We start from the raw sequence: 25731 nt of genomic DNA on the forward strand, positions 1-25731 counted from the left end.
TTCAAAATAAAATTTAAAAGTTGAGACAAGTTTTAAGTAAATAAGCATTAAAAAAATAAGAAGTGTTTAATTTGATAAAGGGCAAAAAAACTAAAGCTTCTGTAATTAAGGTTTACAGAAAAAATATTTAGGCATATCTAAGAAAAATCTTAAATTAAAATCATATCTTAAACGTGAAAAATCAGTAATCATTGTAAGTAAATTGGATGGAAAAACATTTTTGGTATCAGGGCAAAATATTTTAAGTTGTGCAAAAAATAGGCGAATAGCCGTTAAAGAAGTTATTAGTCTGCTTTTCCAAAATGATAAATGAGTTTTGTTTATGGATAACATACAATTTATAGAGTTAACAAACTTAATAATTTTGCTAAATGAGTAATTAAATTTAAACATAATAATAAGGCAAGTTAATATAACATGATAGGTGTATTGTCTATAAGGTATTATGAAACTTGGAATAAGAGAGTACGTCTTATGGCATGATTTGCACCTATATCTAATGATAACTACTCTATAAGCTTTGTTAAATGTAATCAAATTTCTATAGTAGAATCCATGTCTATATAGTTTTCCTTCATATCCGCATGCTTCGCATCCATATTTTATGGGAAACCTATTATACTTATTAAGCTTATTATATTTTCTTATGCCGTAAGGCATCTTTATTATTTCTATCACTTTTTTTCAGTCCTATAAAATTTTTTTATATTTTTAAATTATAGTCAGATTAAATAATCTTATTCTTTTTGTGTCAGATTATTTAATCTGACGTAAAAAGAAAGGCTATTATAATTTACTTTTTTTGAACCTGTTATTAAGCAAATAAATTGCTTAATAACACATATTCAGATGGCATGTCTATAATTTTTTTCCCTCCTATAAAAGTATTCATATATACTTTTGCAGAGTCTTCAGCTAATACTTTCCCTATAATAGATGCATTGATTCCTAAAGGGTGCTGCTTCATTTTACATAAAACTGCATAAGCATATTTTTCAGGTACAAAACAACAAAGTTTTCCTTCATTGGCAAGATACAGAGGATCAACTCCAAGTATTTCACAAGCATCGTTTACTTCTTCCTTTATAGGAATGAAATTTTCTTCTAGTTCAATAGATATATTGCTAGCTTCTGCAATTTCATTTAGTACTGCAGCAAGGCCTCCTCGTGTAGCATCTCTAATTACATGTATGTAAGGACATATGTCTAACATTTCACTAACTAGAAAATTTAAAGGAGCACAGTCACTTGATAAATTACCGTAGAATTTTAAATTATTTCTCTCACACATAATTTCTATACCATGATCGCCTAAAGTCCCATTAACAATAATTATATCTCCAATTTCAGCATTTGAAGCTTTTATATTTACATTATCATAAATAAATCCTATTCCTGAAGTATTAATAAAAATACCATCTGCACTGCCTTTGGGAACTACTTTTGTATCACCAGCAACAATTTGTACATTAGCTTTTTTGCAGGTTTCAGCCATGGATTTTACTATTATTTCTAAATTTTCTATGGAAAAACCTTCTTCAATTATAAAGGAACTGCTTAGATACATAGGTTTAGCTCCACTTACAGCTAGATCATTTATTGTACCACATATAGATAGCTTGCCTATATCTCCTCCATTGAAGAATATAGGACTTATTACAAAAGAATCAGTGGTGTATGCAATTTTTTTATTGTTTATATTGAGCAAGGCAGAATCGTTTAATTCATTTAATACATTATTGTTAAAATATTTTAAAAATAAATTATCTATTAAATTGTTAGTTGCTTTTCCACCATCTCCATGAATCAGTGAAATCTTATTTTTCATCTTATTTCCTCCAATTATGATATTTATAATAAGCTGCACAAGTACCTTCAGAAGATACCATACATGGACCTACAGGATTTTCGGGAGTACATATTTTTTCAAAAAGCTCACATTGAATAGGGGTGATTTTTCCCTTTAATATATCACTACATTTGCATTTGCTAATTTTAGTACAATTAGGCAATTCAATTTTAAAATGCTTCATGGCATCAAACATTTCATAGTTTTCATTGAACTCATATCCACTTTTAGCAATGACTCCAAATCCACGCCAATTGCTGTCTACTACTTTAAAAACTTTTTCTATGTATTTTAAAGCATTTATATTTCCATCATATTTAACAACTCTTTTATAGCCATTAATTATTTTAGGGGTGTTATTATGAATCAATTGTAAGATTATTTTTATACTTATAAGCATATCTGTAGCTTCAAAGCCCGTTATAACTCCAGGTATTTTATAGTTAGCACATAAAAAACTATAGGGCTTTTCTCCAATAATGGCACTTACATGACCTGGAAGGAGAAATGCATCTATATTAATTTTCCTATCTTCTAGTAAATTTTTAAGTACAGGAACAACTAATTTATGAGAAGTTAGAAAAAATAAATTTTTTATATTATTATTTTTAGCTTCAATAGCTGTTACAGCTGTCATAGGAGTTGTAGTTTCAAAACCTACAGATAAGAAAATTATATTTTTAAAAGGATTTTTTTTAGCTAGTATTAAAGCATCCATAGGAGAATAAACAATTCTTATGTCGCCACCTTCTGATTTTCTTTCCATTAATGAAGAGTTTTTTCCAGGAACTTTCATCATATCTCCAAAGGTAGCTATAATAACATTTTCAATGTGAGAGAGGTTTATTGCAGCATCAATGTAATTTTCAGGAGTGACACAAACAGGACAACCAGGTCCAGATATTAATTTTATATTTGAAGGCAGTACATCATTAAGTCCATATTTAAATATAGACATAGTATGAGTACCACACACTTCCATGATGTTTATTTTTTCATTTGCTATATTTTCAATGGATTTTATAATTTTTTTAGCATAATAACTATTTCTAAATTCGTCAACAAATTTCATGTTCACCTATCTCCTTGAGTATTTGCAATGTTCTAAAAGCTTCTTTTTCATTTATAATTTCAATGGCACAGCCAGCATGTACAAGTACATATTCACCAACCTTTACATCAGGTACTAAGTGAATAAATATTTCACGCTGCAGTGCACCTATTTTTACTGTTCCTCTATTTTCTTTACGGTTTATAAGTTTACCTGGTACAGCTAAACACATATATAACCTCCAAATTATATTATTTAATACTTGTATAATATACAGATTAAATTTAAAACTTTACAGTTTACTTTATACTTATTTAAATTTAAAAAACTTTATACCATTTAAAAAGGCATAATAATTTTTTATTTTTTTGAAGATGCCTTATGTTTGAAAAATAATTACTAGTAATATGAATTGAATTTTCAGTAATAAATTTAAGGTTTTAAAATATATTTACATTGAAGATTATAAGAGGGGGAAATTTATGAACAAACGAACTTCTCAAGAACTTAAGAATATGCTTCAAGAAATAAATCGTTATAAAAAAATGATTAATGCTTCTATATGCCCTTATGAAAAAATACGTTTGATAAATACAATAGCCTACAAGGTAACAGAAATTTTAGATAATATAAATATGGATGAAGATATGGAAAGGGAAATGGTGACTCAATCATCAAAGGAATTTACTATTGAAGAATTAGCTAAATATGATGGTTCTATGGGAAAACCTGCCTATGTGGCAGTAAATGGTATAGTTTATGATTTAAGTCTTATCAGTGTTTGGGGAGGAGGAACTCATTTTGGACTGTATGCAGGTAGGGACCTTTCAAAGGAGTTTAAGAGTTGCCATGGTAATAAAGTCGAAATATTAAAAAACCTTCCAGTTGTAGGCAGAATTAAGTGAATGTTTTAATTTATAATAAATTTAATTTTATCAGAGAAATGCATAGGGGGTATAAATTTTGCCTTTAATGAAACTTGTATATGAAGCTATAGATAAAATCAATAGAGGATTAATTAAGAAACCTAATTTTATTTGGCTTGAATGTACTGGATGTGAGGGAAATATAATTTCTTTTCTCAATGCAGATAAACCAGATTTTAAGTATTTTCTCAATGAAATGGTAAATTTAAAATACAGCAATAGTTTAATGCAGCCCGATGGAGAAAGAGCTTATGAAAATTTTCTAGAAACATTGGATACAGATTTTATACTTGGAGTAGAGGGAGCTATTACAGAAAAAGATAGTGGATTTTATACATTGATGGCATATTATAATGGAAAACAAATATCTGCAGCAGAAGGAGTTAGCTTAGCAGCAGGAAAGACAAAAAAAATAATAGCTATAGGGACTTGTGCTTCCTTTGGAGGAATATCTGCTGCAAGACCAAATCCTACTGGTTGTATGAGTTTAAGTGGATTTTTAAATAGTAAGGTTATAAATGTTCCTGGATGCCCAGCAAATCCTTTATGGGTTATAGGTACTATTGCTAGTTTAATTTTATATGGTGACGTGGATGTGGATGCCAAAGGAAGACCTTTAATGTTTTATAGAGAAACCAATCATACTGATTGTCAAAGACGTTCATATTTTGATAATAATATATTTGCAAAAAAACTTGGGGAGCACGAATGCATGTTTAAGCTTGGATGTAGAGGCCCTATAACAAAAGCTTATTGTCCTTTAGGAAAGTGGAATTCAAGAATGAATTGGCCTGTAGAAAATAATACTCCTTGTATAGGTTGTGCTAATGAATATTTTCCAGATGGTACAGAGCCTTTTGTAAGGTATTAAGGGAGGGAAGCTGTTATGGCTACAAGGATAACTATAGAACCAATAACTAGAATTAGTGGACCTTTAAGTATAGAAGTTGAAATTGAAAAGAATAAAATAGTAAATGTTAAAAGCAGTGGAGTATTGTTTAGAGGTTTTGAAAGTATGTTAGAGGGAAGGCCTCCTTTAGATGCTGTATATTTTACTGAAAGAATATGCGGCATATGTTCAACTGCACATGGAGTGGTGGCAAGTTTAGCTCTTGAAGATGCTTTAAAGGTAAAACCAGATGAAAATGGAGTAAGGGTAAGAGATTTTGCTCATGGAGCTGACTTTATTCAAAATATCATAAGGCAGATTTGCCTTTTTGTATTTCCTGATTATGTTAAAATAAAGGAGGTTCCAGGAAGTATAGATTATGATTTTAGACTTCCAGATAAGTTAACACGAAAAATTAGCGAGGACTATTTAAAAGCATTAGAATATAGTCGCTTTGCTCATGAAATGGTAGCTATTATTGGAGGGAAAGCTCCTCATAGTCATGGTGTATTTGTAGGAGGAACTACTGCAAATTTGGATGCTTCTAAAATAATAAGACTTAAATATTTGCTGCAGCAAATTTATGAATTTATATGTACAGATATGATTGAGGATATAAATATTATATCAGCATATTATCCGGAATATTTTAAAATGGGAGCAGGAACAAAGAATCTTTTGACATTTGGTTTATTTAATGATTTGCCTGAAAAGGAATTAGTTTATGTTTATCCTTCTGTATATATTGATGATAAAAAAAGTAGCTTGGATGTAGATGCTATAAAAGAAGGTGTAGAATATTCCTGGTATAAGAATACAAAATCCAACACAGTGCCTTCTGAAAAACCTTCAGAATTAGATATTAAGAAACCTGGAGCTTATACCTTTGTAAAAGCACCTAGATATAAAGGTAAGGTTGCACAGGTAGGTCCCTTAGCTCGTATGATTTTATCTGATAACTATAAATACAGCGTATCAACTATGGACAGATTAATTGCTAGGGTACTGGAAGGAAAGTTATTATCAGAAAAAATGCTTAAGCTTTTGGATTTTATAACCCCAACAAATGCAGTTCAAAATCAATATATAATTCCTGAAAGTGCAGAAGGAAAAGGACTTTATGATGCAGTAAGAGGAGCACTTGGACATTGGATAAAAATAGAAAATGGAGTTATAAAAAATTATGATATAATCACGCCAACAGTATGGAATCTTTCACCTAAAGATAGTATGTTACAGCATGGAGCTATTGAAGAATCACTAATAGGTACTGAAATTGAAAATGTAAAAAGTCCTGTGGAAATAGGAAGAATAATTCGTTCTTTTGATCCTTGTATATCTTGTGCAACTCATGTAACTACAGATTGCTGTAAAGACTATAATATTGAAATTGTATAAGGCAATTTAAAAATTATGCGGCGCAAGTGTGCAGTGGAAGTTTGGATTTTAACTTTTAGTCCGTGATATATGCTAATTGTGTCATCACGGCTAAATGTTTTAATTATTCTAAAGCTCGAAGATTTGGAAAACCTAAGAACTTTGTCAAACTCGGTTCCCTCAAACAGGACTAAAGTTCTAAGTCTTTCCAAATCTTCGAGCTAAGAATAATACTAAAACAATTTAGCTAATGTGATGACACAATTAGCATATATCACTACCTAAAAGTTAAAATCCAAACTAATAACTTCAAGTGTACACATATAATTACATTGTCATAGATAATTTTAGTAATTCAAAATTATATTTAGTCATAACTTATAACACTTAAAATTAAGGCGGAGCCTGTTGATGTACTAATATATTGAGTTTAAAAATCAGTTGTTTTCTATTTTATAGAAATACCTCGAAAGAGATTGATCTATTAGATTGTTGAAAAATATAATATCAAAACATGTAGATATTTTAAACATATTTAATAATTAACAAATATATTATTTTTGTAGGATATGCCGTAGGATATTGTTAAAAGTTGCGTCGCAATGTGCTCAAAATATGATGTGTATTTTTTGGGGAGATGGTAAAATTGCATGAGATATCCATAATGGAAAGCACTATAGATATTGTACTTAAAAAGGCTGGGGAATGTAACTTTAAGACTATAAGAAAAGTTACATTAAAAATTGGGGAGTTGTCAGGAGTAATGGATGAGGCTTTAAATTTTGCGTTTAATGAGCTTAAAAATTACTCTATGCTAAGGGATGCAGAGCTTTGTATAGATAAAATAAAAGCAAAAGCTTATTGCAAAAACTGTGATATAAATTATGATATAGATCATTTTAATAAATTTTGTCCCATTTGTGCAGAGTTTCCTGCAAAGATTGTAAGTGGATATGAATTATATTTATATTCCATAGAAGGAGAGTGAAATATGAGTGAAATTAAAGTTATTGTAAACATGCTTCATACTAACGAAGAAATTGCTTTAGAAAATAAAAAGATTTTTGATGATGAAGATATATTTGTAATAAATTTAATGAGTGCTCCGGGTTCAGGTAAAACTTCTATACTTGAAAAGTTAATTTGCAACATTAAAAAGCATTTAAATATAGCAGTAATAGAAGGTGATATATATACTACTAAGGATGCAGACAGAATAGAAGCTAAAGGAGTTCCAGTTGTACAAATAAATACTTCAGGAGCTTGTCATTTAGATGCAGATATGATAAGAAATGCAGCGCTTAATTTAGATTTGAGAAACTTAAATATGATTATTATAGAAAATGTAGGAAATTTAGTGTGTCCTGCAGAATTTGAAGTAGGAGAAGATATGAAAGTATGTGTACTCAGTGTAACAGAAGGAAATGATAAACCCTTAAAATACCCACTTATGTTTGAAAAAAGTGAAGCATTGATTTTAAATAAAATAGATTTAATACCTTTTACCGATTTTAGTAGTGAGGAATTTTATAAGGATATCAATACAGTAAATTCTAAAATTAAAATTTTTGAGACTTCCTGTACTAAGAATAAGGGTATAGATGAATTATGCAATTGGATTTTACAAAAAGCCAATGAAAAATATTAATATGAAAAAAAAAGTAATAGGCATAGGTAATAAACTTATGCTGGATGATGGTGTAGCTATCTTTGTGCTTCAAAATATAAAAAATGATTTGGAGTATAATGGTATAGAAGTTATAATTGGAGAAACAGATGTGGATTTCTGCTTTTCCAAGTTAAATAATGTTGATGAATTTTATATTGTGGATTCCTATTTTTCTGGTAAGATTCCTGGCACTTTGACGTTTAAGAAAATTAAAGAAGTAAAAAAAATAAGAAAGCATTGTGCTGTACATTCTTTAGGGTTAATGGATTTAATTGATATATATGGAATAGAAGTAAAAGGTTATTTTGTAGGAATAGAAGTAGGAAGAATAGATATGAATATAGGATTGAGTAATGACTTACAGGTGAAATTTAAAGATGTATGCAGCAAAATATTGGAGTTTATGATAAATGATAAAAATTAGATTTATATTAAAGAAAAGGCTATAAAGCAGTAGAAAGAAGAAGAACATTCATTAATAAATAAAATTATTTTAACTGGAAAAGTGTTTTAGACTAATTATAAATATGAAAAATTTTACAAAACTTATTAAGTGGAATTAAACTAAATATATCCAGTAATTATAAATAATAAACATTTTTATTTTAAATTTAAATATATAATAGGGCACTTGAATAAATTTCAAGTGCTCTATTTAGAGATTTTGATAAATTTATCTTTGTTTTACCAAGGTAAATCTTCTCTATGATGGTATTTTTTATGATGATAAGGGTAGTAAGGATAATATGGGTAATAAGGATAATAAGGGTAATGTGGATACTTATGATGATAGTGGTGATAAGGGTAAACTCTATCCTCATCAACATCAATATCAACGTCAATATCGTCATCTTCGCTGCGCATTCCCATTCCACAAGAACAATTTGCATTTGCATTTGCATTTGCCTGAGCACCCTGGAATGGCATTGTTGGATAGTAAGGACTTCCTTGGAATGGCATTGTAGCACCCTGGTATGGCATTGCAGCGCCTTGGAATGGTGCAGCACCTTGGAATGGTATTCCAGGGAATCCGCCACCCATCCAAGGAGAACAACTATTCATCCAAGGGAAACAGCAGTTATTCATCCAAGGGAAAAAAGGAATACAGCAGCACCTATTTCTGCAGCGACGACGATGACCGCGGCTTTCATCAACATTAACGTCGATATCAGTATTAATATTCTCGCTATCATTTTGATAGTACATGTACATACCTCCGTAAAATCTATCTTCACTATATATAGTATTAAAAAAGTAAAAAATAGTTACAACTTTTAAAAAAAAAAATAAGACTTTGCAAATGAAATGCAAAGTCTTATTTCTTATGGTATTGTTTTACCTTCTGAAAAAATAAAATAATGCTATAATTATCATTAATATAAATAAAGGTCCAGCAAAAATTATTTTAAATATTAATGCAAAAATTGAAATTACTATACCTATGGCAAAAATAAATGCGAATATAGGTAGGGCTACTGCAGCAAGTACTGAACCTAAGAGTATAAATACTACAGCAGATAAAAGTATTGTTAAGATTATCATAAAAATAAACCTCCAAATTCATATATTTATAAATTTTTTAATTATTCACATAAAGGAGTAATTTACTATGTGTTATGAGGTATATTATACTACGTAATAAAGAAAGTACAAAGTTCAATTGTTGTTAAAACTTCTCAATTTAAAGCAAATTGCAGCATGTACAAAAAAATAGTTAACATTGCGTATAAAAGCTGGTTTTTACTTTGGTATAGTAGTTGTTATGTTTTAGTGAATAGCCTATAAAATATTGAATTAAATATCTATGAAAAATCATAATATTTAAAAAAAGTAAAATTGTTTATTGACATCATAAAAATATATGTTATAATTACAACTAATATCAAGTTAATTTTAACATAAACCAATAAAAATTGTTTTGGAGGGAAAAATCATGAAAAATATCATTGGAAAGGGAATAAGCGGAAAATTTTATTTTTACTTTAGCTGGGGCTATCTCTATTTTAGCGCTGGTTACTTTTTCTGCAAAAAATTATATATTCCTGTTTTCAATGAGTTTAATAGATCGAAATTTAATTGGTGTAAAGAAATGCTATGTGTATAGCACTATACATTTAATTTATTAGTAAGGCTCATTAGAGCCTTACTTTTTTTTATCCATAATGAGGTAAAGTACTCAATAATACCATATATTTTGTGAAAAAATAACAATTTAATCCAAAATTTATAAAAATAATTTTAAGCCGGCAAATAAATTATTTAATATATAAAAAGCAATATACAAAATAATATTTTTAAAATTTTAAGGAGGTTTATTTTATGGTAGTAATTATGAGATGCGATGCAACAAGAGAGGAAATAGCAAGAATAAAAGAGAGAATAGAGATGGAGGGCTGCAGGGTGAACTTAATACAAGGAGAAAATCAATGCATATTAGGAATTATTGGAGATACTACAAAGCTTGATCCTGATAAAATTCAAGCCAATGAATGTGTAGAAAGAGTTACTAAGGTACAACAACCTTTTAAATTAGCAAATAGATTATTTCATCCAAGTAACACAGAAATAAAAGTTAATGATCAAGTAATAGGTGGAGATAAGATAGCTATTATGGCAGGACCTTGTTCAGTAGAAAGTGAAGAACAAATTTTAGAAATTGCAAAAACTGTAAAGGAAAGTGGAGCTGGCTTTTTAAGAGGAGGAGCTTTCAAACCTAGAACTTCACCATACAGCTTTCAAGGACTTAAGCAAGAAGGATTAGAACTTCTTAAGCTTGCAAGAAAACAAACAGGGCTTCCTATAGTAACAGAAATAATGTCTCCTGATATGATAGATACATTTGTTGAAAATGTAGATGTTATTCAAGTGGGTGCGAGAAACATGCAAAACTTTGATTTATTAAAACAACTCGGAAAAACAAGAAAACCAATTCTTTTAAAAAGAGGCTTATCCGCAACTATTGAGGAATTAATCATGTCTGCTGAGTATATAATGGCGGGTGGAAATGAAAATGTAATATTATGTGAAAGAGGCATAAGAACTTTTGAAACATATACAAGAAACACCTTAGATTTAAGCGCTATACCCGCAATAAAAAGATTAAGTCACTTACCTATCATAGTTGATCCAAGTCATTCAGCAGGAATGTGGTGGATGGTAGAACCTTTAGCAAAAGCAGCTCTAGCAGTAGGAGCAGATGGACTTATCATTGAAGTACACAATGATCCAGCTAATGCTAAGTGTGATGGACAACAATCTATAAAACCAGAAAGATTTAAAGAACTTATGGAGGAACTAGCACAAATAGCTAAAATAGAGAAAAAGGCAATCTAAAAATTGGGGGTGATTACATTGGACGAATGTGGTTTTGACTTTAATATAGTTATTGTTGGATTAGGTCTTATAGGTGGATCATATGCTATGGCATTAAGAAAATTAAATCCTTTAAGTATATGTGGTATAGATGTAGATGAAAACTCATTGAAAGAAGCTGCAAATAGGGGAATAATAGATCAAGGATTCACAGATGGAAAAGAAGCATTAGAAAAAGCAGATTTAGTTATTATGGCCACTTACCCTGAAGAGATTGTAAAATTTATGAAAAACAATATAGGTAATTTTAAAAAAGGGGCTGTAATAACTGATACTTGTGGAATAAAGGAAGGATTAATAGATATTATAAATTCCTTCTTGCCTGATGAACTGGATTTTGTTGGAGGACACCCAATGGCAGGCAAAGAATCAAAAGGTATTAAGGTTGCTTCTGATGATATTTTTAATAATGCTAATTATATAATTACTCCTACAGAAAGAAATCGTAAGGAAAATATAATATTAATAGAAAAAATGGCAAGAGCTATAGGATGTAAGAAAGTAATAAGTATATCACCTAAAGAACATGATAAGATAATATCATTTACAAGTCAGCTTCCACATGTTATAGCAGTATCACTTATGGATTCAGATTTTGCAGAAAATAATATAGAAACTTTTACTGGAGGAAGCTTTAAAGATGCTACTCGTGTTGCAGTTATAAATTCTACCTTGTGGTCAGAATTATTCTTCCTTAATTCAGATAATTTGATTACTGAGATAGAAAGATTTCAAGAATCTATAGAAAAAATAAAAAATGCTATAATGTCAGAGGATGAAAATACTCTAAAACATATATTTAAAAATGCTACTGCCAGGAGAAAGAAGATGGTATAGATTATGAAAATAATTGAAGTAAAGCTTAAAGATAATGGTTATAAAATTTATATTGAAAAAAATATTTTTGAAAAGATGGCAGTTTATTTGAAAGAAAATCATAAAAATAAAAAAGTTGTTATAATAACGGATAAAAATTTGGAAAAATTATATGTAAAAGCTTTAAATAAAATTATACAGGATAAAAATTTTAAAACAAAGATTATTTCAATAGAACCAGGAGAAAAAAGTAAATCCATAGATACACTAAAAAAATTGTATGAGGATTTTACTAATTTTAATCTCACAAGAGGAGATTTAATATTAACCTTTGGCGGTGGTGTTGTTGGTGATTTAGGTGGTTTTGCAGCTTCTACATACTTAAGAGGAGTACCATATATACAAATACCTACATCACTTTTAGCTCAAGTAGATAGCAGTGTGGGTGGTAAAGTTGCTGTAGATTTACCTTGGGGAAAAAATTTAGTAGGAAGCTTTTATCAACCTAAAGCTGTTTTCATAGATCCAGAATTACTTAAAACTTTGGATAAAAGATTTTTACATGATGGATTAGCAGAAGTAATAAAATACGGATGCATAAGAGATGAAAGTATATTTAGAGCACTTATGAGTTATAAGGATGATGAAGAACTTTTGGATAATATAGAAAAAATAATATACACATGCTGCAGTATAAAAAAGAAAGTAGTGGAGAGTGATGAGAAGGATTTAGGTGAAAGAATGATTTTAAATTTCGGTCATACTTTAGGTCATGCTGTAGAAGAATATTTCAATTACAGCAAATATACTCATGGTGAAGCTGTTGCCATAGGCATGGCTGAAATAACTAGAAGAAGTGAAGAACTTAACATTACTAAAATTGGCACTCATAATTTTATAGAAAAAATGCTTATGAAGTATGGATTACCATACAAAAGAATAGAAATGGACAAAGAAAAAATACTTCACACAATAAAGTTGGATAAGAAGAGTAGTGGGGAAAATATTAATTTAATTCTTCTAAATAAAATAGGTGAAGGTTTTATAAAAAAAGTGTCCATTAGAGAAATAGAAAATTATATTTAAAAAATAGGGGGCTAAATTTTATGAAATATGTAATGATTAATCCAAGTAAACTCAGTGGAAAGGTGCAAGTTCCAACTTCAAAAAGTGCTTGTCATAGAGCAGTAATTTGTGCAGGTCTTTCAAATGGAATTAGCAATATTTCTAATGTAGTCTTTTCAGAAGATGTAGAGGCTACTTGTGAAGCAATGAAGAACTTAGGAGTAAGAATTAAGAAAGAAAAAGATTCTCTTCAAGTTAGGGGATTAGAAAAGTTGAAACCTGTAAATTCTAGCATGGATTGTTCCGAATCTGGATCAACACTTAGATTTTTAATACCTATAGGAGCAACAACAGGAGAAAAACTTACTTTTAAAGGAAAAGGAAAGCTTGTAGAAAGACCTTTAAAATGCTATTACAATATATTTGATGAACAAAAACTTAAATATGACAATGCAGGTGGAAAACTTCCATTAACTATAAAAGGTAAATTAAAATCAGATGAATATAAAATTAGAGGAGATGTAAGTTCTCAATTTATCAGTGGATTGATGTTTGCTCTTCCACTTTTAGATGGAGATTCAAAAATAATAATTACTACAGAATTGGAATCAAAACCTTATGTAGACTTAACTATAGATATGCTTAAAAAGTACGGCATACAAATAGAAAATAGAGAATATAAAGAATTTATTATAAAAGGAAATCAAAGCTATAAATCATCAGATTGTGAAGTAGAAGGAGATTATTCTCAAGCAGCCTTTTGGCTTGCAGCAGGATTACTTGGAAGTGATATAGTATGTGAAGGACTGGATATAAATTCTCTTCAAGGAGATAAAGCTATACTTAATATAATAGAAAGTATGAATGGAAAAATTTCTATAGAAGGAAATAAAGTAAAAGCTATACCTTCTAAAACAAAGGGAACAATTATAGATGCTTCTCAGTGCCCAGATCTTGTACCTGTATTGACATCACTGGCAGCATTAAGTGAAGGCACTACAGAAATAGTTAATGCAGCGAGACTTAGAATCAAAGAATCTGATAGATTAAGTGCAATAAGTACAGAACTTAATAGACTTGGAGCAGACATAGAGGAAAAAGAAGATGGACTTATAATAAGAGGAAAAGAAAGTCTTAAAGGTGGAGAAGTTCAAAGCTGGAACGATCATCGTATAGCTATGGCACTAGCAGTAGCTTCTATAAAGTGCACGGAACCTGTTATAATAAAAGATGCATCTTGTGTTAAAAAATCGTACCCTGATTTTTGGCAGCATTTCAGAACTTTAGGAGGTAATATAGATGAGTGGAGTTTGGGGCAGTAAAGTAAAGCTTTCTATTTTTGGAGAGTCCCATGGAAAAGCTATAGGAATAAATGTTGATGGTCTTCAGCCAGGTATTGAATTAGATTTAGATTATATAAATAAAGAAATGAAAAGAAGGGCTCCAGGAGGAAGTGAACTTTCTACTCCTAGAAAAGAAGAAGACAATTTTGAAATATTAAGTGGATATTTTAATGGAAAAACTACAGGAACACCTTTGTGCGCTATTATTTATAATAAAAATCAACATTCCAAGGATTATGAAAAAACCAAGAATTTAATGAGACCTTCCCATGGAGATTTAACAGGACATGTTAAATATGAAGGTTTTAATGACTATAGAGGAGGAGGGCATTTTTCAGGAAGGATAACTGCTCCCTTAGTATTTGCAGGTGCTATCTGCAAACAAATATTAGAGAAAAAAGGTATATTTATTGGAAGTCATATAAAAAGTATAGCTAAAATAGAGGATGTAAGCTTTAATATGACTGAAATAGAAAATGAAATCTTAAAAAGTTTAAATGAAAGTAAATTTCCTGTTTTAACTGAAGAAATAGGTATTAATATGAAAAACAGCATAGTAAAAGCTAAAGAAGAAATGGATTCTTTAGGTGGAGTTATAGAGACAGCAGTAAATAATTTACCAGTAGGTCTTGGAGAACCTTTCTTTGACTCTGTAGAAAGTGTTTTATCACATTTGTTATTTTCTATTCCAGGAGTAAAAGGAGTAGAATTTGGTGAAGGCTTTAATATATCAAAAATGAAGGGTTCAGAAGCCAATGATGGATTTTATATTGAAAATGAAAAAATAAAAACCTACAGCAATAATAATGGAGGAATTTTAGGTGGAATTACAAATGGAATGCCTTTAATATTTAAAACAGCTGTAAAACCAACACCATCCATTGCAAGAATTCAAGATACAGTGGACATACAAAAGAGAGAAAATACTAAAATAGAGATAAAAGGAAGACATGATCCTTGTATTATACCTAGAGCACTTCCAGTGGTGGAAGCTGCAGTTGCAATAGCAATAATTCAATTTATAGATTAAGGAAAGTGATAAACATGGAAGATTTAAACTATTTGAGAGAGCAAATTAATGAAATAGATGAAGCATTAGTAGAACTTTTTAAAAAGAGAATGTCGGTAGTTTCTAATGTAGCTCATTATAAAATAGAAAACCACATGGAAGTATTGGATAGTAGTAGAGAAAATCAAATTATAAACAAGCATTTGAAGAAGGTTGAAGATAAAACCTTACAAAACTATTTAAAAGAGTTTCTTGAAGATTTAATGAGTATAAGCAGAGAATCCCAAAAGGAAATACTCTCTAAGGCATCGTGTAATTGTGAGGCGGATGAAGATAGTGAATTTAAAGTAGGGTTTCAAGGGGTTCCTGCTTCATTTAGTCATCAAGCAGTAAATGAGTATTTTGGTAACAATGTAAAGTCAGAGCATTTTAAGAGTTTTAAAGATATTTTTGAAGCAGTACAAAAAGGTGATATAAAATATGGTGTTTTACCTATTGAAAATTCATCAACAGGTGGTATTTCTGAAGTTTACGATCTTATGAGGGAATATGGATTTTATATAGTTGGTGAAAAATGTGTAAAGGTAGATCATAATCTAATGGGAACTGAGAATGCTGAAATTTGTGATATAAATGAAGTTTACTCACATACACAAGGTTTTTTACAGTGTAAAGAATTTTTTGATGATCACAGTGATTGGAGATTAATTCCATATTTTAATACTGCTAAAAGCGCAGAGTATGTAAGCAAGGAAAATTTGAAAAATAAAGCTTGTGTGGCAAGCAAAAAGGCAGCAGAATTTTATGGACTAAAAATTTTGAAGAAAAATATAAATTACAATAGTAACAATTATACCAGGTTTATAATTATAGGAAGAAAAGAAAAATGTGATGTTAGTTGTGATAAGATAAGTGTTATTTTATCAATATCTCATAAGGTAGGAGCCTTGTATAAAATTTTAAAGCATTTTTCAGATAACAATTTAAATATGATGAAAATAGAGTCAAGACCAATTGTGGGTAAATCATGGCAATACTTTTTCTATATAGATTTTCAAGGAAATATATTAAATGAAAATACAAAAAGCGCTTTAAGGAGTATAGAAGAAGAAAGTTTATATTATAAGTTTTTGGGAAACTACAAAGGTGAGGTGAGTTAAATATAGATGGGCAATTTATATGGACTAATTGGAAAAACTTTGGGACACAGCATTTCTCCTAAAATACACAGTTTAATATTAGAAAGTTTAAATTTAAATGGTTTTTATAATTTATTTGAAGTAAACAATGAGGATTTAAAAGAAGCTGTAATTGGATTAAAAGCCCTTGGAGCTAAGGGAATAAATGTAACTATACCTCACAAAGTGAACATTATGCAATACTTAGATGATGTATCCGAGGAAGCATCAAAAATAGGAGCCATTAACACTATAGATTTTAAAGAAAATAAACTTGTAGGATATAATACGGATTATTATGGTTTTGGTGAGTCACTTAAAAAAGAAAAAATAGAGGTTCATAATAAAGAAGCTGTTATACTAGGTACTGGTGGAGCTTCAAAGGCAGTATTTCACTATTTATTGGATAATGGGATAAATGATATCATTTTTGTGAGTAGAATTCCTAAAAATACTAAGGATAAGCTTAAAGATTTTAAAGTTATATCTTATGAAGATATGGATAAGCTTAACTGTAAGGATATAATTATAAATTGCACTCCTTGTGGAATGTATCCTAAAGTAGAAAGTTGTTCAGTTGATAAAAGTATATTAAGTAAATTTAGTTCAGCAGTGGATTTAATATATAACCCTATAGAAACTATTTTCTTAAGAGAAGCTAGAGAAATTGGAGTAAAAACTGTAAATGGGCTTTATATGTTAGTAGCCCAAGCTATAGCATCTCAAGAAATTTGGCAAGAAATGAAAATTAGCCAGGAAATTAAAAAGCATATTTATGAAGTTACAAAAAAATATAATTGCTAAATTTTTAAATAAAATATGAAGAATGAAAGGTGTTATAAATATGATGAGTAAAAATATAGTATTGATAGGCATGCCAGGCAGCGGAAAAACAACTATAGGAAAAATTTTATATGAAAAATTGAGAACGGATTTTATTGATATGGATGATTATATAGAAGATAGAGAAGGAAAAACTATACCGGATATATTCAAAAATGGAGAAGAGTACTTTAGGAAACTAGAAAAAGAAGCTGTTTGTGAAGTAAGTAGAAAAAAATCAGCTATAATATCCACTGGTGGTGGAGTAATCAAAAATCTTTCAAATATAGAAAATCTTAAGAAAAATGGAATTGTGATTTTTATAGATAGACCTGTAGAAAATATTGCGAAGGATATAAATGTATTAAGTAGACCTCTTTTGAAAGATGGAGTAGGAAAATTATATGAACTTTTAGATGAAAGATATGAACTCTACAAAAAGTATTCGGATTTTCAAATTGAAAATAATGGTAAAATTGAAGATGTAATTGAAAAAATACTAGAATTAGCCAAATAAAAAATACAAAATTATAATTTCACAAGATTTAGGCATATGAAGAAAATAACTAGTAGACATTTAAGTATATTCTTAACTTGCTATTTATTTCATATGTCTATTTTGTCAAAAGCATTAAAATTTTAATGAAATAAGATGAACTTACTAATATCTATGATCGTTAATAATTATTATTAATTTTATTTAACAATTTAATTATATATTTCATCTTTTAAAATATCTAATAGTTTTTTTATGTATAATCAATAGAACAATTCTATAGATTGTAAAGTGCATATAAAAATTAAAAGATCTTATATGCACTTATTTACATCTAAATAATTTTTTTTACCATATTTAATTGCAAATGAGCGAAAAGAATCTGTAGCAAGAGTATTATAGCGATCTTTAACAGTAGCTGCATAAATAAATCTTTTGTAATTTGGCTGCTTAATTTTAAGTATTTTTACATCAAAATTTTTTAAAGATGGTATATTTGGGATAATTGCGATTCCATAGTTAATAGCTACAAAGCCAGCTATAGCACTATCTTCTTCAGCTTCACATGCAATTTTAGGTACGATATTTGAATCTTTAAACATTTTATCTATGAGTGGGCGCAAACCACTTTCATTACTGAAGAAAACAAAAGGATAAGGTGCAGTTTCATTTAAGCTTACACTTTTATAATTAGAAAGAGGATGATCTTTAGGTACAATGATAACTAATTCTTCTTGTGCTATAGGAATAAAATCAATATTGGGTTCATTTTCGACAAAAGAGCAAAAAACCAGGTCAAATTTTCCTTGCTTAAGGTTATTAATTAAATATTGAGTGTTTCCTTGAGCAAAAGAAAATTCTACATTTTTATAACTAGTTTCATTTAAAAAGCTTTGAACTATATTAGGTACAAATTTGGAACCTAAAGTGTAAATAAAGGCTAGGTCAACTTTTCCTTCCGTAGGGCTTACCATTTTTAACAATAGATTTTTACCTAAATCCAATTCATCAAGGGCTTTTTCTACATAAGAAAGAAAAAAACGTCCATACTTTGTCAGTTTTACATTTCTACCTTCCTTTTCAAATAATTGAGTACCAAATTCCCTCTCTAATTCTGAAATGCTATAACTTAAACTAGGTTGTGTTATGTATAATTTTTCAGCTGCTTTTGTGTAATGCTCAGTTTGTGCTAAAACACGAAAGTATTGAAGCTGTTTTAAATTCATTTTAACTCACCTCTTTCTATATTGTTATTTTACTACTTTTTTTAGAATTTTTTATCGTTTATAGTATTAATTATAATAGAATATATAAATAAATTCTATAGCTTTGAAGGAAAATATGAATTAGATTTATGATAACGGTTTTGCTATAATGAATCACAAGATGAATGTTAATTAGCAAACACATTCATTTAAGTTTAGTTGTATTGTTAAAAAAAGTATTTAATGTAGTGAAAATCCAATTATTGATACAAACACGATATAAATACAATATGTTAAAAGAAAAATTTTTCATATTGTTTCTAAATTCTACTATAAAGATAAAATAGATATAAAAATGGAGGAAGAAAAATGAAAAGCAAATATCCAAATCTTTTGTCACCACTTACTATAAATGGAATGACACTTAGAAATAGAACTGTTATGCCACCAATAGGTAGTAATTTTGCTACTGTTAGTGCAGAAGTATCTGAAGAGATGATTAAATATTATGAATTAAGAGCAAAAGGTGGCACAGGACTTATCATAGTTGAAAATGCTTGTGTTGATTTTCCAATGGGAACTAATGGAACAAAACAGTGTAGAATTGATGATAATCAATATGTACCTGGACTTTATACATTAGTGGAAAGACTTCATGCTTATGGAGCTAAAGTATCAATTCAACTTAACCATGCTGGAGCATCTGCTTATGCTGCAAGATTGGGTGGTGTACAAGCAGTTTCTGCTTCTAATATTCCTTCAAAAACAGGTGGAGCAATTCCAAGACCTTTAACTGTAGAGGAAATGAAAGATATTGCAAAAAAATATGGAGAATCTGCTGCAAGAGCTCAATTAGCAGGATTTGATTCAGTTGAAATTCATGCAGGTCACTCTTATTTACTTAATCAGTTCTTATCACCTTTATTTAATGATAGAACTGATGAATTTGGTGGAAGTGCTGAAAATAGAGCAAGATTTGCTGTAATGGTTATAGACAGCGTAAGAGCTGCAGTAGGTCCTAGATTTCCAATTTCTATAAGAATCAGTGCCGATGATATGATTGAGGGAGGTAACACTCTTGAAGATTCTCTAGAATTGATGGGATTCATGCAGGAAAAAGTAGATTTCTTAAATATTTCTATAGCACAAAATGATACTTTATATCTTCAACATGATAAAATGAGTTTAGCAGAAGGCTGGAGAAGCTATATGGCTAAGGCTTTCAAAGAAAAATTCAATAAACCAGTAATAACTTCAGGAAACATTCGTTCTCCAAAGGTTGCTGACGAAATCATTGCTAAAGGAGATGCAGATCTTCTTGCTATGGGTCGTGGTTTAATTGCAGAGCCATATTGGGCTAACAAGGTTGCTAATGGACAGGAACACCTTCTTAGAAGATGTATATCTTGTAATATAGGATGTGCTGATCACCGTTTAGCAAAATCACAACCAATCCGTTGCAGTATAAATCCAGATCTTTTATTTGAAGATGCTTATAAAGAAAAACAAGTAAAGAAACCTGTTAATGTTGTAGTTATTGGTGGAGGTACAGCAGGACTGGAAGCTGCATGTACTGCTGCAGAAGTAGGCTGTAATGTAACATTATTAGAACAAAAGGACAGATTAGGCGGATTAGCTTGGATGATCGGAACGATTCCAGCAAAAGCAAGAATTCACTATTTTGTAGAATATTTAGAAAATAGAGTAAAAGAACTTCCTAACCTTAAAGTAAGACTTAACACAAAAGCTTCAAAAGAAGTATTAGATGAATTAAATCCCAATATTATAATAAATGCAACAGGATCAAAACCATTACTTCCTCCAATAGCAGGATTATTGGATCGTGTAGATAAAGCTGGATCAAAGGTTAAATCAACATTTGGATTCATTAATAATATCAAAGATTTTGATAAAGACTGCAAAGACAAGAAGGTTGTAGTAGTAGGTGGAGGAGCAGTAGGACTTGATGTTGTAGAGTTCTTTGCTGAAAGAGGAGCAGATGTTGCTGTCATAGAAATGATGCCAGTAATAGGAAAAGATTTAGACACTAATACAAAACTTGATGTGTATCATATGATGAAAGTAAATAATGTTAAACAGCTTGCAAATACTGCACTTCAGGCTGTTAATGATAGTTCGTTTACAGTGAAAAATCCAGAAGGAGCTGTTGTAGATATAAACTTCGATTATGGTTTTGTATGCCTAGGAATGAGATCAGAAAATGCTGAATTCCCTATGGTTGAAGAATATGCTTCAGAAAAGGATGTAAAACTTCTTAACATTGGTGATAGTGTAAGAGCAAGAAGAATAATATCTGGTGTTGAAGAAGGCAGAAATGTAGTTAAAACTTTAGAGGTTATGGGTGCATTTAAGTAACAATTAAATTAAGTGAAAATAGTGCCGATTAAGGTGGATTAAGTTCATCTTAATCGGCTATTTTTATAATGATTCACTTACAGAACTTTTTTCCTTTATGTATGAAATAAAATTGATAACAGCAGGAGGAAAGTACTTATTCTTTTTGTATGCAAGATATATTATTTGAGAATATCTTGGGCTGCTGATGTTTATTTTTTTAACTTTAGCATGTGCAAGAGCAGGTGCTTCAGATATAATAGCTACTCCAAAGTTTGCAGCAACTAGTGAAGAAATAGCATATTCATCAGCAGCTTCACAAATAATTTTTGGATTTAAATTAACACTTTTCAATAATTTTAAAGTAGTTCTTCCCATAGCAGAGGTTTTATCATATGCTACTAAAGGATAGGGTTCAATGTCCTTCAAATCAATGCTGTCAAATTTTGAAAGTGGATGATCAAAAGGAACAATTACAAATAAATCCTTTTTAATAATGGGAACAAACATAATATCAGGTTCATTTTCTATATGAGAACAAAAAATTAAATCGTATTTATCATTTTTTAGTTCCGCGAGCATTTCATAAGAAAAACCTTGTTTAAATGTGAAAGTAACATTTTTATTTTGTTCTATATTTAAAAAACTACGTACTGTATTAGGAATATAATATTGTGCTAATGGGGAAATATATGCTATATCAACATGGCCATGTTCACTACTTGCTAATTGATTCATCTTATTTTTGGCATTTTCTAATTCGTTTAATATGTTTTCTACATATTGTAAAAATATTTTGCCGTATTTAGTTAGATGAATATTTCTTCCTTCTTTATCAAATAAGCAAATACCAAGTTCTGATTCTAAATTTAGCATTGATTTACTTAAACTAGGTTGAGATACATTTAACTCTAAAGCTGCTTGTCTAAAGTGTTCTAATTGAGCAATTTTTCTAAAATAATACAATTGACTTAAGTTCATAAATTAGTCCTCCTAAACAGAATAATATATAGTATACCATGATTGATAGATAAAAACTATTAATAATCATAGAAATATGTATTAGAATTATCAAATACATTGCAGTATAATAAAGTCAAGATATGTTAAAAAAATAACTAAACTGTTATATAATATACAATTATAGTAGAAAAACTTTTATTATGTAGTGTTTTGTACAATATTATCTGTTAAAATTTATAAGTAATAAATTTTTTGATTCTTTAAGATAACGATTACTTAATCTTAATTAATAATTTGAAAAGTTAAGAAAGGAAGGAAAAAATGAAAAGTATAGTTCAAGTAAGAAATATGAAATTAGGTCAGGGAATTCCTAAAATAGCAGTTCCATTTATGGGACGCAACAATGAAGAAATTATGAAAGATGTAGCTTATTTAAAAGAAATTAAGCTGGATGTTGCAGAATGGAGAATCGATTTTTATGAAGATGTATATAAAATTGAAAAAGTAAAAGAAATTTTAGCTGAGGTTAGAAAAGTTTTAGGAGATACACCTTTATTAGTTACTTTTAGAACTGCTAAAGAAGGTGGAGCAAAGGAAATCACATTAGAATATTATGTAGAACTACAAAAGGCAATAGCAGCAACAGGAAATGCAGATATGATTGATGTGGAATTATTTATTGGTGATGAAGAAACTGTAAAAGAAATTGTAAAAGCAGCACATGAACATGATGTTAAAGTAATTATGTCTAATCATGATTTTGATAAAACACCTAGCAAAAATGAAATAATAGCAAGATTGTGCAAAATGCAAGAATTGGGAGCAGATGTACCTAAGATAGCAGTAATGCCTTTAAGCAGCACAGATGTAATTGAATTGTTGACAGCTACAAATGAAATGACACGTGATCATGATAGAACACCAATTATAACTATGTCCATGGGACCTCTAGGAGTTATAAGTCGTTTAGCAGGTGAAGCTTTTGGATCAGCGCTTACTTTTGGATCAGCAAAAGTTGCATCAGCTCCAGGACAATTGGAAGCAAATGAATTGTGCAAAATACTTTCACTTATTAGTGTTAACAAATAGTTATTATAACAAAAAAACTATATAAAAATATAATTTAAATATAAAGGAGACGATTATTATGGCAGAAAGAATTACAGGACACACAGAACTTATAGGATTAATAGCATATCCAATTAGACATTCAAGTTCACCAGCAATGCACAATGAAGCATTTGCAAAATTAGGTTTGGATTATGCTTACCTTGCATTTGAAGTAGGTAATGAAGAATTAGAGGATACTATAAAAGGCTTCAGAGCAATGAAAGTTCGTGGATCAAATGTATCAATGCCAAATAAAACAGTGGTACATAAGTATCTTGACAAGTTATCAGAAGCAGCAGAACTTTGCGGTGCAGTTAATACAATTGTAAATGACAATGGTGTTTTAACTGGACACATCACAGATGGTATTGGTTATATGCAATCATTAAAAGATGCTGGAATTGATGTTATTGGTAAGAAAATAACAATAGCAGGAGCAGGTGGAGCAGCTACAGCAATAGAAATACAAGCAGCTTTAGATGGAGTAAAGGAAATATCAATATTTAACCGTAAAGATGAATTCTTCGAAAGAGGAAAGAAAACAGTAAAAGATATTAATGAAAAAACTAACTGTAAAGCAACTTTATATGATTTAGATGATCTTGCAAAACTAAAAGAAGAAATTGCAGATAGCTATTTATTTGCTAATGCAACTGGTGTTGGAATGAAACCTTTAGAAGGTCAAACTTATATTCCAGATCCAAGCTTCTTAAGACCAGATTTAATTGTAACAGATACAGTTTATGCACCTGCAGAAACTGCATTGTTAAAAATGGCAAAAGAAGTAGGCTGTAAAACAATGAATGGTTTTGGAATGATGTTATTCCAAGGAGCAGCAGCTTTCAAACTATGGACTGGAAAAGAAATGCCTATAGACCACATGAAAAAGGTATTAAACATTAAATATTAATTAAGATTTTATATACATATAATAAACATAACATATACACAAATTCAAGTGTGTTAATGTTTATCCGATCGCTACCATTGCTAATACCCCCATATTTCTTCAAGTTGGGGATAAGCACTGCTACGCGCCTGGATAAGTTCTTCTAAGACTCAGATGTAGAGAGGTATTCCTCACAGGCAAACTCCACCTGAGTCTAAGAATCACTTGATTATATGTATACAGTTCACATTAAAATACAACTAAACTTTATATTTGAGTATGTTCTATAACAAAATTTTTGAATTCATGAACAACTGGTGCAAGGTAACCATCTTTCAACATTGCTAAATAAAATAACCTTTCAAAACTTGGACTTGAAATTTCAATTACTTTCAAATTCATAGAATTCAAAATAGGCATGTTAGGACAAACTGCAATGCCAAAATTTTTAGCAACAAGTCCAGCAATTACTTGATCTTCTTCAACTTCATAAGCAATTTTAGGCTGCTTACCAATTTGTGCAAACAAATCATCAACTATAGGTCTAAGTCCACTTTTGCTTGTAAAAAAGATTTGAGGATACGGAATCGTATCAATTAGATCTATTGAGTTTTTATCTGCAAGTGGATGGTTAGTAGGAACAATTAATACTAGCTCTTGACTAGCAACTGGTATAAATTCAATACCTTGTTCTTTACCAATTTTGGAGCAGAAAGCAATATCATATTTTCTCTCCTTAAGACCTTGAATGATATCAACAGAAGTTGCTATAGTGTGAAAATTAAATTCTATTGATTTTTGTCTGTAGGCTTCTAGAAATTTTCGAGTAATATCTGGCACAAAATCTGTTCCTAATGTGCGAAGAAAGGCTACATGAATTTTACCTTCACCACTGCCAATGAGTTTTAAAGTTTTAATGCTTGAATCAAGAATTTCTAAGGATTTTTCTACATTATTTAAAAATATTTTTCCATATTTGGTAAGAACAATGTTTCTGCCGTCTTTTTCAAACAAAGAAATACCTAATTCATTTTCTAATAAGGATATTGCATGGCTTAAACTTGGCTGAGTAATCATTAATTTTTCAGCAGCCTTTGTATAATGTTCTAAATGTGCTAAAGTTACAAAATATCGTAAATGATATAAATTCAATTTCATACCTCGCTTTCAAAATATGATTGGCACAATTATAACATAAACTATACATAAAATCTATGAATTGTTAGGAAATTATCAATTTGTTTTATAAAAACTTATATAATATAATGAATTTATAAATTTCACTTAAATCGATTACTTAATTGAAATTTAGGCTATTTTAATAGAAAATCTACCGGTAGAAACTAG

Annotated in this window: 26 protein-coding genes; 17 read left to right on the forward strand and 9 right to left on the reverse strand. The window is 29.6% G+C overall.

The window, feature by feature from the left end; all coding sequences use genetic code 11:
* Positions 1 to 105: 105 nt before the first annotated feature.
* The 4 genes from Q6H37_RS13485 to Q6H37_RS13500 form a co-directional block, all read right to left on the reverse strand.
* On the reverse strand, positions 106 to 660 hold the full coding sequence (locus Q6H37_RS13485; protein WP_318742904.1) for a DUF6431 domain-containing protein: 555 nt from the start codon (positions 658 to 660) through the stop codon (positions 106 to 108).
* Positions 661 to 814: 154 nt separating this feature from the next.
* Positions 815 to 1828, reverse strand: a complete 1014-nt coding sequence (hypE, locus tag Q6H37_RS13490; protein WP_318742423.1) for a hydrogenase expression/formation protein HypE — start codon at positions 1826 to 1828, stop codon at positions 815 to 817.
* Position 1829: 1 nt separating this feature from the next.
* Entirely contained in the window at positions 1830 to 2921 is a 1092-nt protein-coding gene (gene hypD, locus Q6H37_RS13495) for a hydrogenase formation protein HypD (protein ID WP_318742424.1), read from the reverse strand.
* Positions 2908 to 3132, reverse strand: coding sequence for a HypC/HybG/HupF family hydrogenase formation chaperone (locus Q6H37_RS13500; RefSeq protein ID WP_318742425.1), 225 nt, complete (start codon positions 3130 to 3132; stop codon positions 2908 to 2910). The genes hypD and Q6H37_RS13500 overlap by 14 nt, the downstream gene beginning before the upstream one ends.
* 250 nt (positions 3133 to 3382) lie before the next feature.
* On the opposite strand from Q6H37_RS13500, the gene Q6H37_RS13505 reads away from it, so the two are divergent.
* The 6 genes from Q6H37_RS13505 (at position 3383) to Q6H37_RS13530 (ending at position 8185) form a co-directional block, all read left to right on the forward strand.
* Positions 3383 to 3805: a cytochrome b5 domain-containing protein gene (locus tag Q6H37_RS13505; RefSeq protein ID WP_318742426.1), complete on the forward strand. Its 423-nt coding sequence runs from the start codon at positions 3383 to 3385 to the stop codon at positions 3803 to 3805.
* 67 nt (positions 3806 to 3872) lie between these two features.
* The gene (locus tag Q6H37_RS13510) at positions 3873 to 4697 is read left to right on the forward strand and encodes a hydrogenase small subunit (RefSeq protein WP_318743022.1); all 825 of its coding nucleotides are present in this window, start codon (positions 3873 to 3875) and stop codon (positions 4695 to 4697) included.
* A gap of 15 nt (positions 4698 to 4712) precedes the next feature.
* Positions 4713 to 6113 (forward strand): nickel-dependent hydrogenase large subunit, encoded by a 1401-nt coding sequence (locus tag Q6H37_RS13515; protein ID WP_318742427.1) that lies wholly within the window; start codon positions 4713 to 4715, stop codon positions 6111 to 6113.
* 616 nt (positions 6114 to 6729) lie between these two features.
* Complete coding sequence (locus Q6H37_RS13520) at positions 6730 to 7080, forward strand: hydrogenase maturation nickel metallochaperone HypA (protein ID WP_318742428.1); 351 nt, start codon at positions 6730 to 6732, stop codon at positions 7078 to 7080.
* 3 nt (positions 7081 to 7083) lie between these two features.
* A complete protein-coding gene (gene hypB, locus Q6H37_RS13525; RefSeq protein WP_318742429.1) occupies positions 7084 to 7740 on the forward strand; it encodes a hydrogenase nickel incorporation protein HypB in 657 nt (218 codons plus the stop codon).
* Between the two features lies 1 nt (position 7741).
* Positions 7742 to 8185 (forward strand): hydrogenase maturation protease, encoded by a 444-nt coding sequence (locus tag Q6H37_RS13530; RefSeq protein ID WP_318742430.1) that lies wholly within the window; start codon positions 7742 to 7744, stop codon positions 8183 to 8185.
* 260 nt (positions 8186 to 8445) lie between these two features.
* On the opposite strand, the gene Q6H37_RS13535 is transcribed toward Q6H37_RS13530, so the two are convergent.
* On the reverse strand, positions 8446 to 8967 hold the full coding sequence (locus Q6H37_RS13535) for a hypothetical protein (RefSeq protein ID WP_318742431.1): 522 nt from the start codon (positions 8965 to 8967) through the stop codon (positions 8446 to 8448).
* A 129-nt stretch (positions 8968 to 9096) separates the two neighbouring features.
* Positions 9097 to 9303: a hypothetical protein gene (locus Q6H37_RS13540; RefSeq protein ID WP_007060912.1), complete on the reverse strand. Its 207-nt coding sequence runs from the start codon at positions 9301 to 9303 to the stop codon at positions 9097 to 9099.
* A gap of 777 nt (positions 9304 to 10080) precedes the next feature.
* On the opposite strand from Q6H37_RS13540, the gene aroF reads away from it, so the two are divergent.
* The 8 genes from aroF to Q6H37_RS13580 are packed head-to-tail and all read left to right on the forward strand — an operon-like array spanning position 10081 to position 17883.
* Positions 10081 to 11094 carry a 3-deoxy-7-phosphoheptulonate synthase gene (gene aroF / locus Q6H37_RS13545; RefSeq protein ID WP_318742432.1) on the forward strand — a complete coding sequence of 338 codons (1014 nt, stop codon included), beginning with the start codon at positions 10081 to 10083 and terminating at the stop codon, positions 11092 to 11094.
* Between the two features lie 18 nt (positions 11095 to 11112).
* Positions 11113 to 11970 (forward strand): prephenate dehydrogenase, encoded by an 858-nt coding sequence (locus tag Q6H37_RS13550; RefSeq protein WP_318742433.1) that lies wholly within the window; start codon positions 11113 to 11115, stop codon positions 11968 to 11970.
* A 3-nt stretch (positions 11971 to 11973) separates the two neighbouring features.
* On the forward strand, positions 11974 to 13035 hold the full coding sequence (gene aroB / locus Q6H37_RS13555; RefSeq protein WP_318742434.1) for a 3-dehydroquinate synthase: 1062 nt from the start codon (positions 11974 to 11976) through the stop codon (positions 13033 to 13035).
* A 20-nt stretch (positions 13036 to 13055) separates the two neighbouring features.
* The gene (gene aroA, locus Q6H37_RS13560) at positions 13056 to 14336 is read left to right on the forward strand and encodes a 3-phosphoshikimate 1-carboxyvinyltransferase (protein ID WP_318742435.1); all 1281 of its coding nucleotides are present in this window, start codon (positions 13056 to 13058) and stop codon (positions 14334 to 14336) included.
* A complete protein-coding gene (gene aroC / locus Q6H37_RS13565; protein ID WP_318742436.1) occupies positions 14314 to 15387 on the forward strand; it encodes a chorismate synthase in 1074 nt (357 codons plus the stop codon). Before aroA ends, aroC begins: the two co-directional genes overlap by 23 nt.
* A 14-nt stretch (positions 15388 to 15401) precedes the next feature.
* Positions 15402 to 16526 carry a chorismate mutase gene (locus Q6H37_RS13570; protein ID WP_318742437.1) on the forward strand — a complete coding sequence of 375 codons (1125 nt, stop codon included), beginning with the start codon at positions 15402 to 15404 and terminating at the stop codon, positions 16524 to 16526.
* A gap of 6 nt (positions 16527 to 16532) precedes the next feature.
* Positions 16533 to 17348, forward strand: coding sequence for a shikimate dehydrogenase (gene aroE / locus Q6H37_RS13575; protein ID WP_318742439.1), 816 nt, complete (start codon positions 16533 to 16535; stop codon positions 17346 to 17348).
* Positions 17349 to 17388: 40 nt separating this feature from the next.
* Entirely contained in the window at positions 17389 to 17883 is a 495-nt protein-coding gene (locus tag Q6H37_RS13580; RefSeq protein ID WP_318742441.1) for a shikimate kinase, read from the forward strand.
* Between the two features lie 293 nt (positions 17884 to 18176).
* Here the strand turns inward: Q6H37_RS13580 and Q6H37_RS13585 are convergent, their stop codons facing one another.
* Positions 18177 to 19088, reverse strand: a complete 912-nt coding sequence (locus Q6H37_RS13585; RefSeq protein ID WP_318742443.1) for a LysR family transcriptional regulator — start codon at positions 19086 to 19088, stop codon at positions 18177 to 18179.
* A gap of 348 nt (positions 19089 to 19436) precedes the next feature.
* Here Q6H37_RS13585 and Q6H37_RS13590 point away from each other — a divergent pair, with 348 nt between their 5' ends.
* Positions 19437 to 21443 carry an FAD-dependent oxidoreductase gene (locus tag Q6H37_RS13590; RefSeq protein WP_318742445.1) on the forward strand — a complete coding sequence of 669 codons (2007 nt, stop codon included), beginning with the start codon at positions 19437 to 19439 and terminating at the stop codon, positions 21441 to 21443.
* A 63-nt stretch (positions 21444 to 21506) separates the two neighbouring features.
* Here Q6H37_RS13590 and Q6H37_RS13595 read toward each other — a convergent pair whose 3' ends face one another.
* Complete coding sequence (locus Q6H37_RS13595) at positions 21507 to 22403, reverse strand: LysR family transcriptional regulator (protein ID WP_318742447.1); 897 nt, start codon at positions 22401 to 22403, stop codon at positions 21507 to 21509.
* Between the two features lie 303 nt (positions 22404 to 22706).
* On the opposite strand from Q6H37_RS13595, the gene aroD reads away from it, so the two are divergent.
* On the forward strand, positions 22707 to 23474 hold the full coding sequence (gene aroD, locus Q6H37_RS13600) for a type I 3-dehydroquinate dehydratase (protein ID WP_318742449.1): 768 nt from the start codon (positions 22707 to 22709) through the stop codon (positions 23472 to 23474).
* Between the two features lie 58 nt (positions 23475 to 23532).
* Positions 23533 to 24405, forward strand: coding sequence for a shikimate dehydrogenase (locus Q6H37_RS13605; RefSeq protein ID WP_318742451.1), 873 nt, complete (start codon positions 23533 to 23535; stop codon positions 24403 to 24405).
* A gap of 246 nt (positions 24406 to 24651) precedes the next feature.
* On the opposite strand, the gene Q6H37_RS13610 is transcribed toward Q6H37_RS13605, so the two are convergent.
* Positions 24652 to 25536 (reverse strand): LysR family transcriptional regulator, encoded by an 885-nt coding sequence (locus Q6H37_RS13610; RefSeq protein ID WP_318742453.1) that lies wholly within the window; start codon positions 25534 to 25536, stop codon positions 24652 to 24654.
* Between the last annotated feature and the right edge of the window lie 195 nt (positions 25537 to 25731).

This window comes from Clostridium sp. JS66, from assembly GCF_033561535.1.
Taxonomy (GTDB): domain Bacteria; phylum Bacillota; class Clostridia; order Clostridiales; family Clostridiaceae; genus Clostridium_AM; species Clostridium_AM carboxidivorans.

What these genes read in the sequence shown, in the direction of transcription:
- Q6H37_RS13485 (WP_318742904.1), bottom strand. Translation starts at nt 660, where the DNA reads ATGCCTTACGGCATAAGAAAATATAATAAGCTTAATAAGTATAATAGG.
- hypE (WP_318742423.1), bottom strand. Translation starts at nt 1,828, where the DNA reads ATGAAAAATAAGATTTCACTGATTCATGGAGATGGTGGAAAAGCAACT.
- hypD (WP_318742424.1), bottom strand. Translation starts at nt 2,921, where the DNA reads ATGAAATTTGTTGACGAATTTAGAAATAGTTATTATGCTAAAAAAATT.
- Q6H37_RS13500 (WP_318742425.1), bottom strand. Translation starts at nt 3,132, where the DNA reads ATGTGTTTAGCTGTACCAGGTAAACTTATAAACCGTAAAGAAAATAGA.
- Q6H37_RS13505 (WP_318742426.1), top strand. Translation starts at nt 3,383, where the DNA reads ATGAACAAACGAACTTCTCAAGAACTTAAGAATATGCTTCAAGAAATA.
- Q6H37_RS13510 (WP_318743022.1), top strand. Translation starts at nt 3,873, where the DNA reads ATGAAACTTGTATATGAAGCTATAGATAAAATCAATAGAGGATTAATT.
- Q6H37_RS13515 (WP_318742427.1), top strand. Translation starts at nt 4,713, where the DNA reads ATGGCTACAAGGATAACTATAGAACCAATAACTAGAATTAGTGGACCT.
- Q6H37_RS13520 (WP_318742428.1), top strand. Translation starts at nt 6,730, where the DNA reads ATGGTAAAATTGCATGAGATATCCATAATGGAAAGCACTATAGATATT.
- hypB (WP_318742429.1), top strand. Translation starts at nt 7,084, where the DNA reads ATGAGTGAAATTAAAGTTATTGTAAACATGCTTCATACTAACGAAGAA.
- Q6H37_RS13530 (WP_318742430.1), top strand. Translation starts at nt 7,742, where the DNA reads ATGAAAAAAAAAGTAATAGGCATAGGTAATAAACTTATGCTGGATGAT.
- Q6H37_RS13535 (WP_318742431.1), bottom strand. Translation starts at nt 8,967, where the DNA reads ATGTACTATCAAAATGATAGCGAGAATATTAATACTGATATCGACGTT.
- Q6H37_RS13540 (WP_007060912.1), bottom strand. Translation starts at nt 9,303, where the DNA reads ATGATAATCTTAACAATACTTTTATCTGCTGTAGTATTTATACTCTTA.
- aroF (WP_318742432.1), top strand. Translation starts at nt 10,081, where the DNA reads ATGGTAGTAATTATGAGATGCGATGCAACAAGAGAGGAAATAGCAAGA.
- aroB (WP_318742434.1), top strand. Translation starts at nt 11,974, where the DNA reads ATGAAAATAATTGAAGTAAAGCTTAAAGATAATGGTTATAAAATTTAT.
- aroA (WP_318742435.1), top strand. Translation starts at nt 13,056, where the DNA reads ATGAAATATGTAATGATTAATCCAAGTAAACTCAGTGGAAAGGTGCAA.
- aroC (WP_318742436.1), top strand. Translation starts at nt 14,314, where the DNA reads ATGAGTGGAGTTTGGGGCAGTAAAGTAAAGCTTTCTATTTTTGGAGAG.
- Q6H37_RS13570 (WP_318742437.1), top strand. Translation starts at nt 15,402, where the DNA reads ATGGAAGATTTAAACTATTTGAGAGAGCAAATTAATGAAATAGATGAA.
- aroE (WP_318742439.1), top strand. Translation starts at nt 16,533, where the DNA reads ATGGGCAATTTATATGGACTAATTGGAAAAACTTTGGGACACAGCATT.
- Q6H37_RS13580 (WP_318742441.1), top strand. Translation starts at nt 17,389, where the DNA reads ATGATGAGTAAAAATATAGTATTGATAGGCATGCCAGGCAGCGGAAAA.
- Q6H37_RS13585 (WP_318742443.1), bottom strand. Translation starts at nt 19,088, where the DNA reads ATGAATTTAAAACAGCTTCAATACTTTCGTGTTTTAGCACAAACTGAG.
- Q6H37_RS13590 (WP_318742445.1), top strand. Translation starts at nt 19,437, where the DNA reads ATGAAAAGCAAATATCCAAATCTTTTGTCACCACTTACTATAAATGGA.
- Q6H37_RS13595 (WP_318742447.1), bottom strand. Translation starts at nt 22,403, where the DNA reads ATGAACTTAAGTCAATTGTATTATTTTAGAAAAATTGCTCAATTAGAA.
- aroD (WP_318742449.1), top strand. Translation starts at nt 22,707, where the DNA reads ATGAAAAGTATAGTTCAAGTAAGAAATATGAAATTAGGTCAGGGAATT.
- Q6H37_RS13605 (WP_318742451.1), top strand. Translation starts at nt 23,533, where the DNA reads ATGGCAGAAAGAATTACAGGACACACAGAACTTATAGGATTAATAGCA.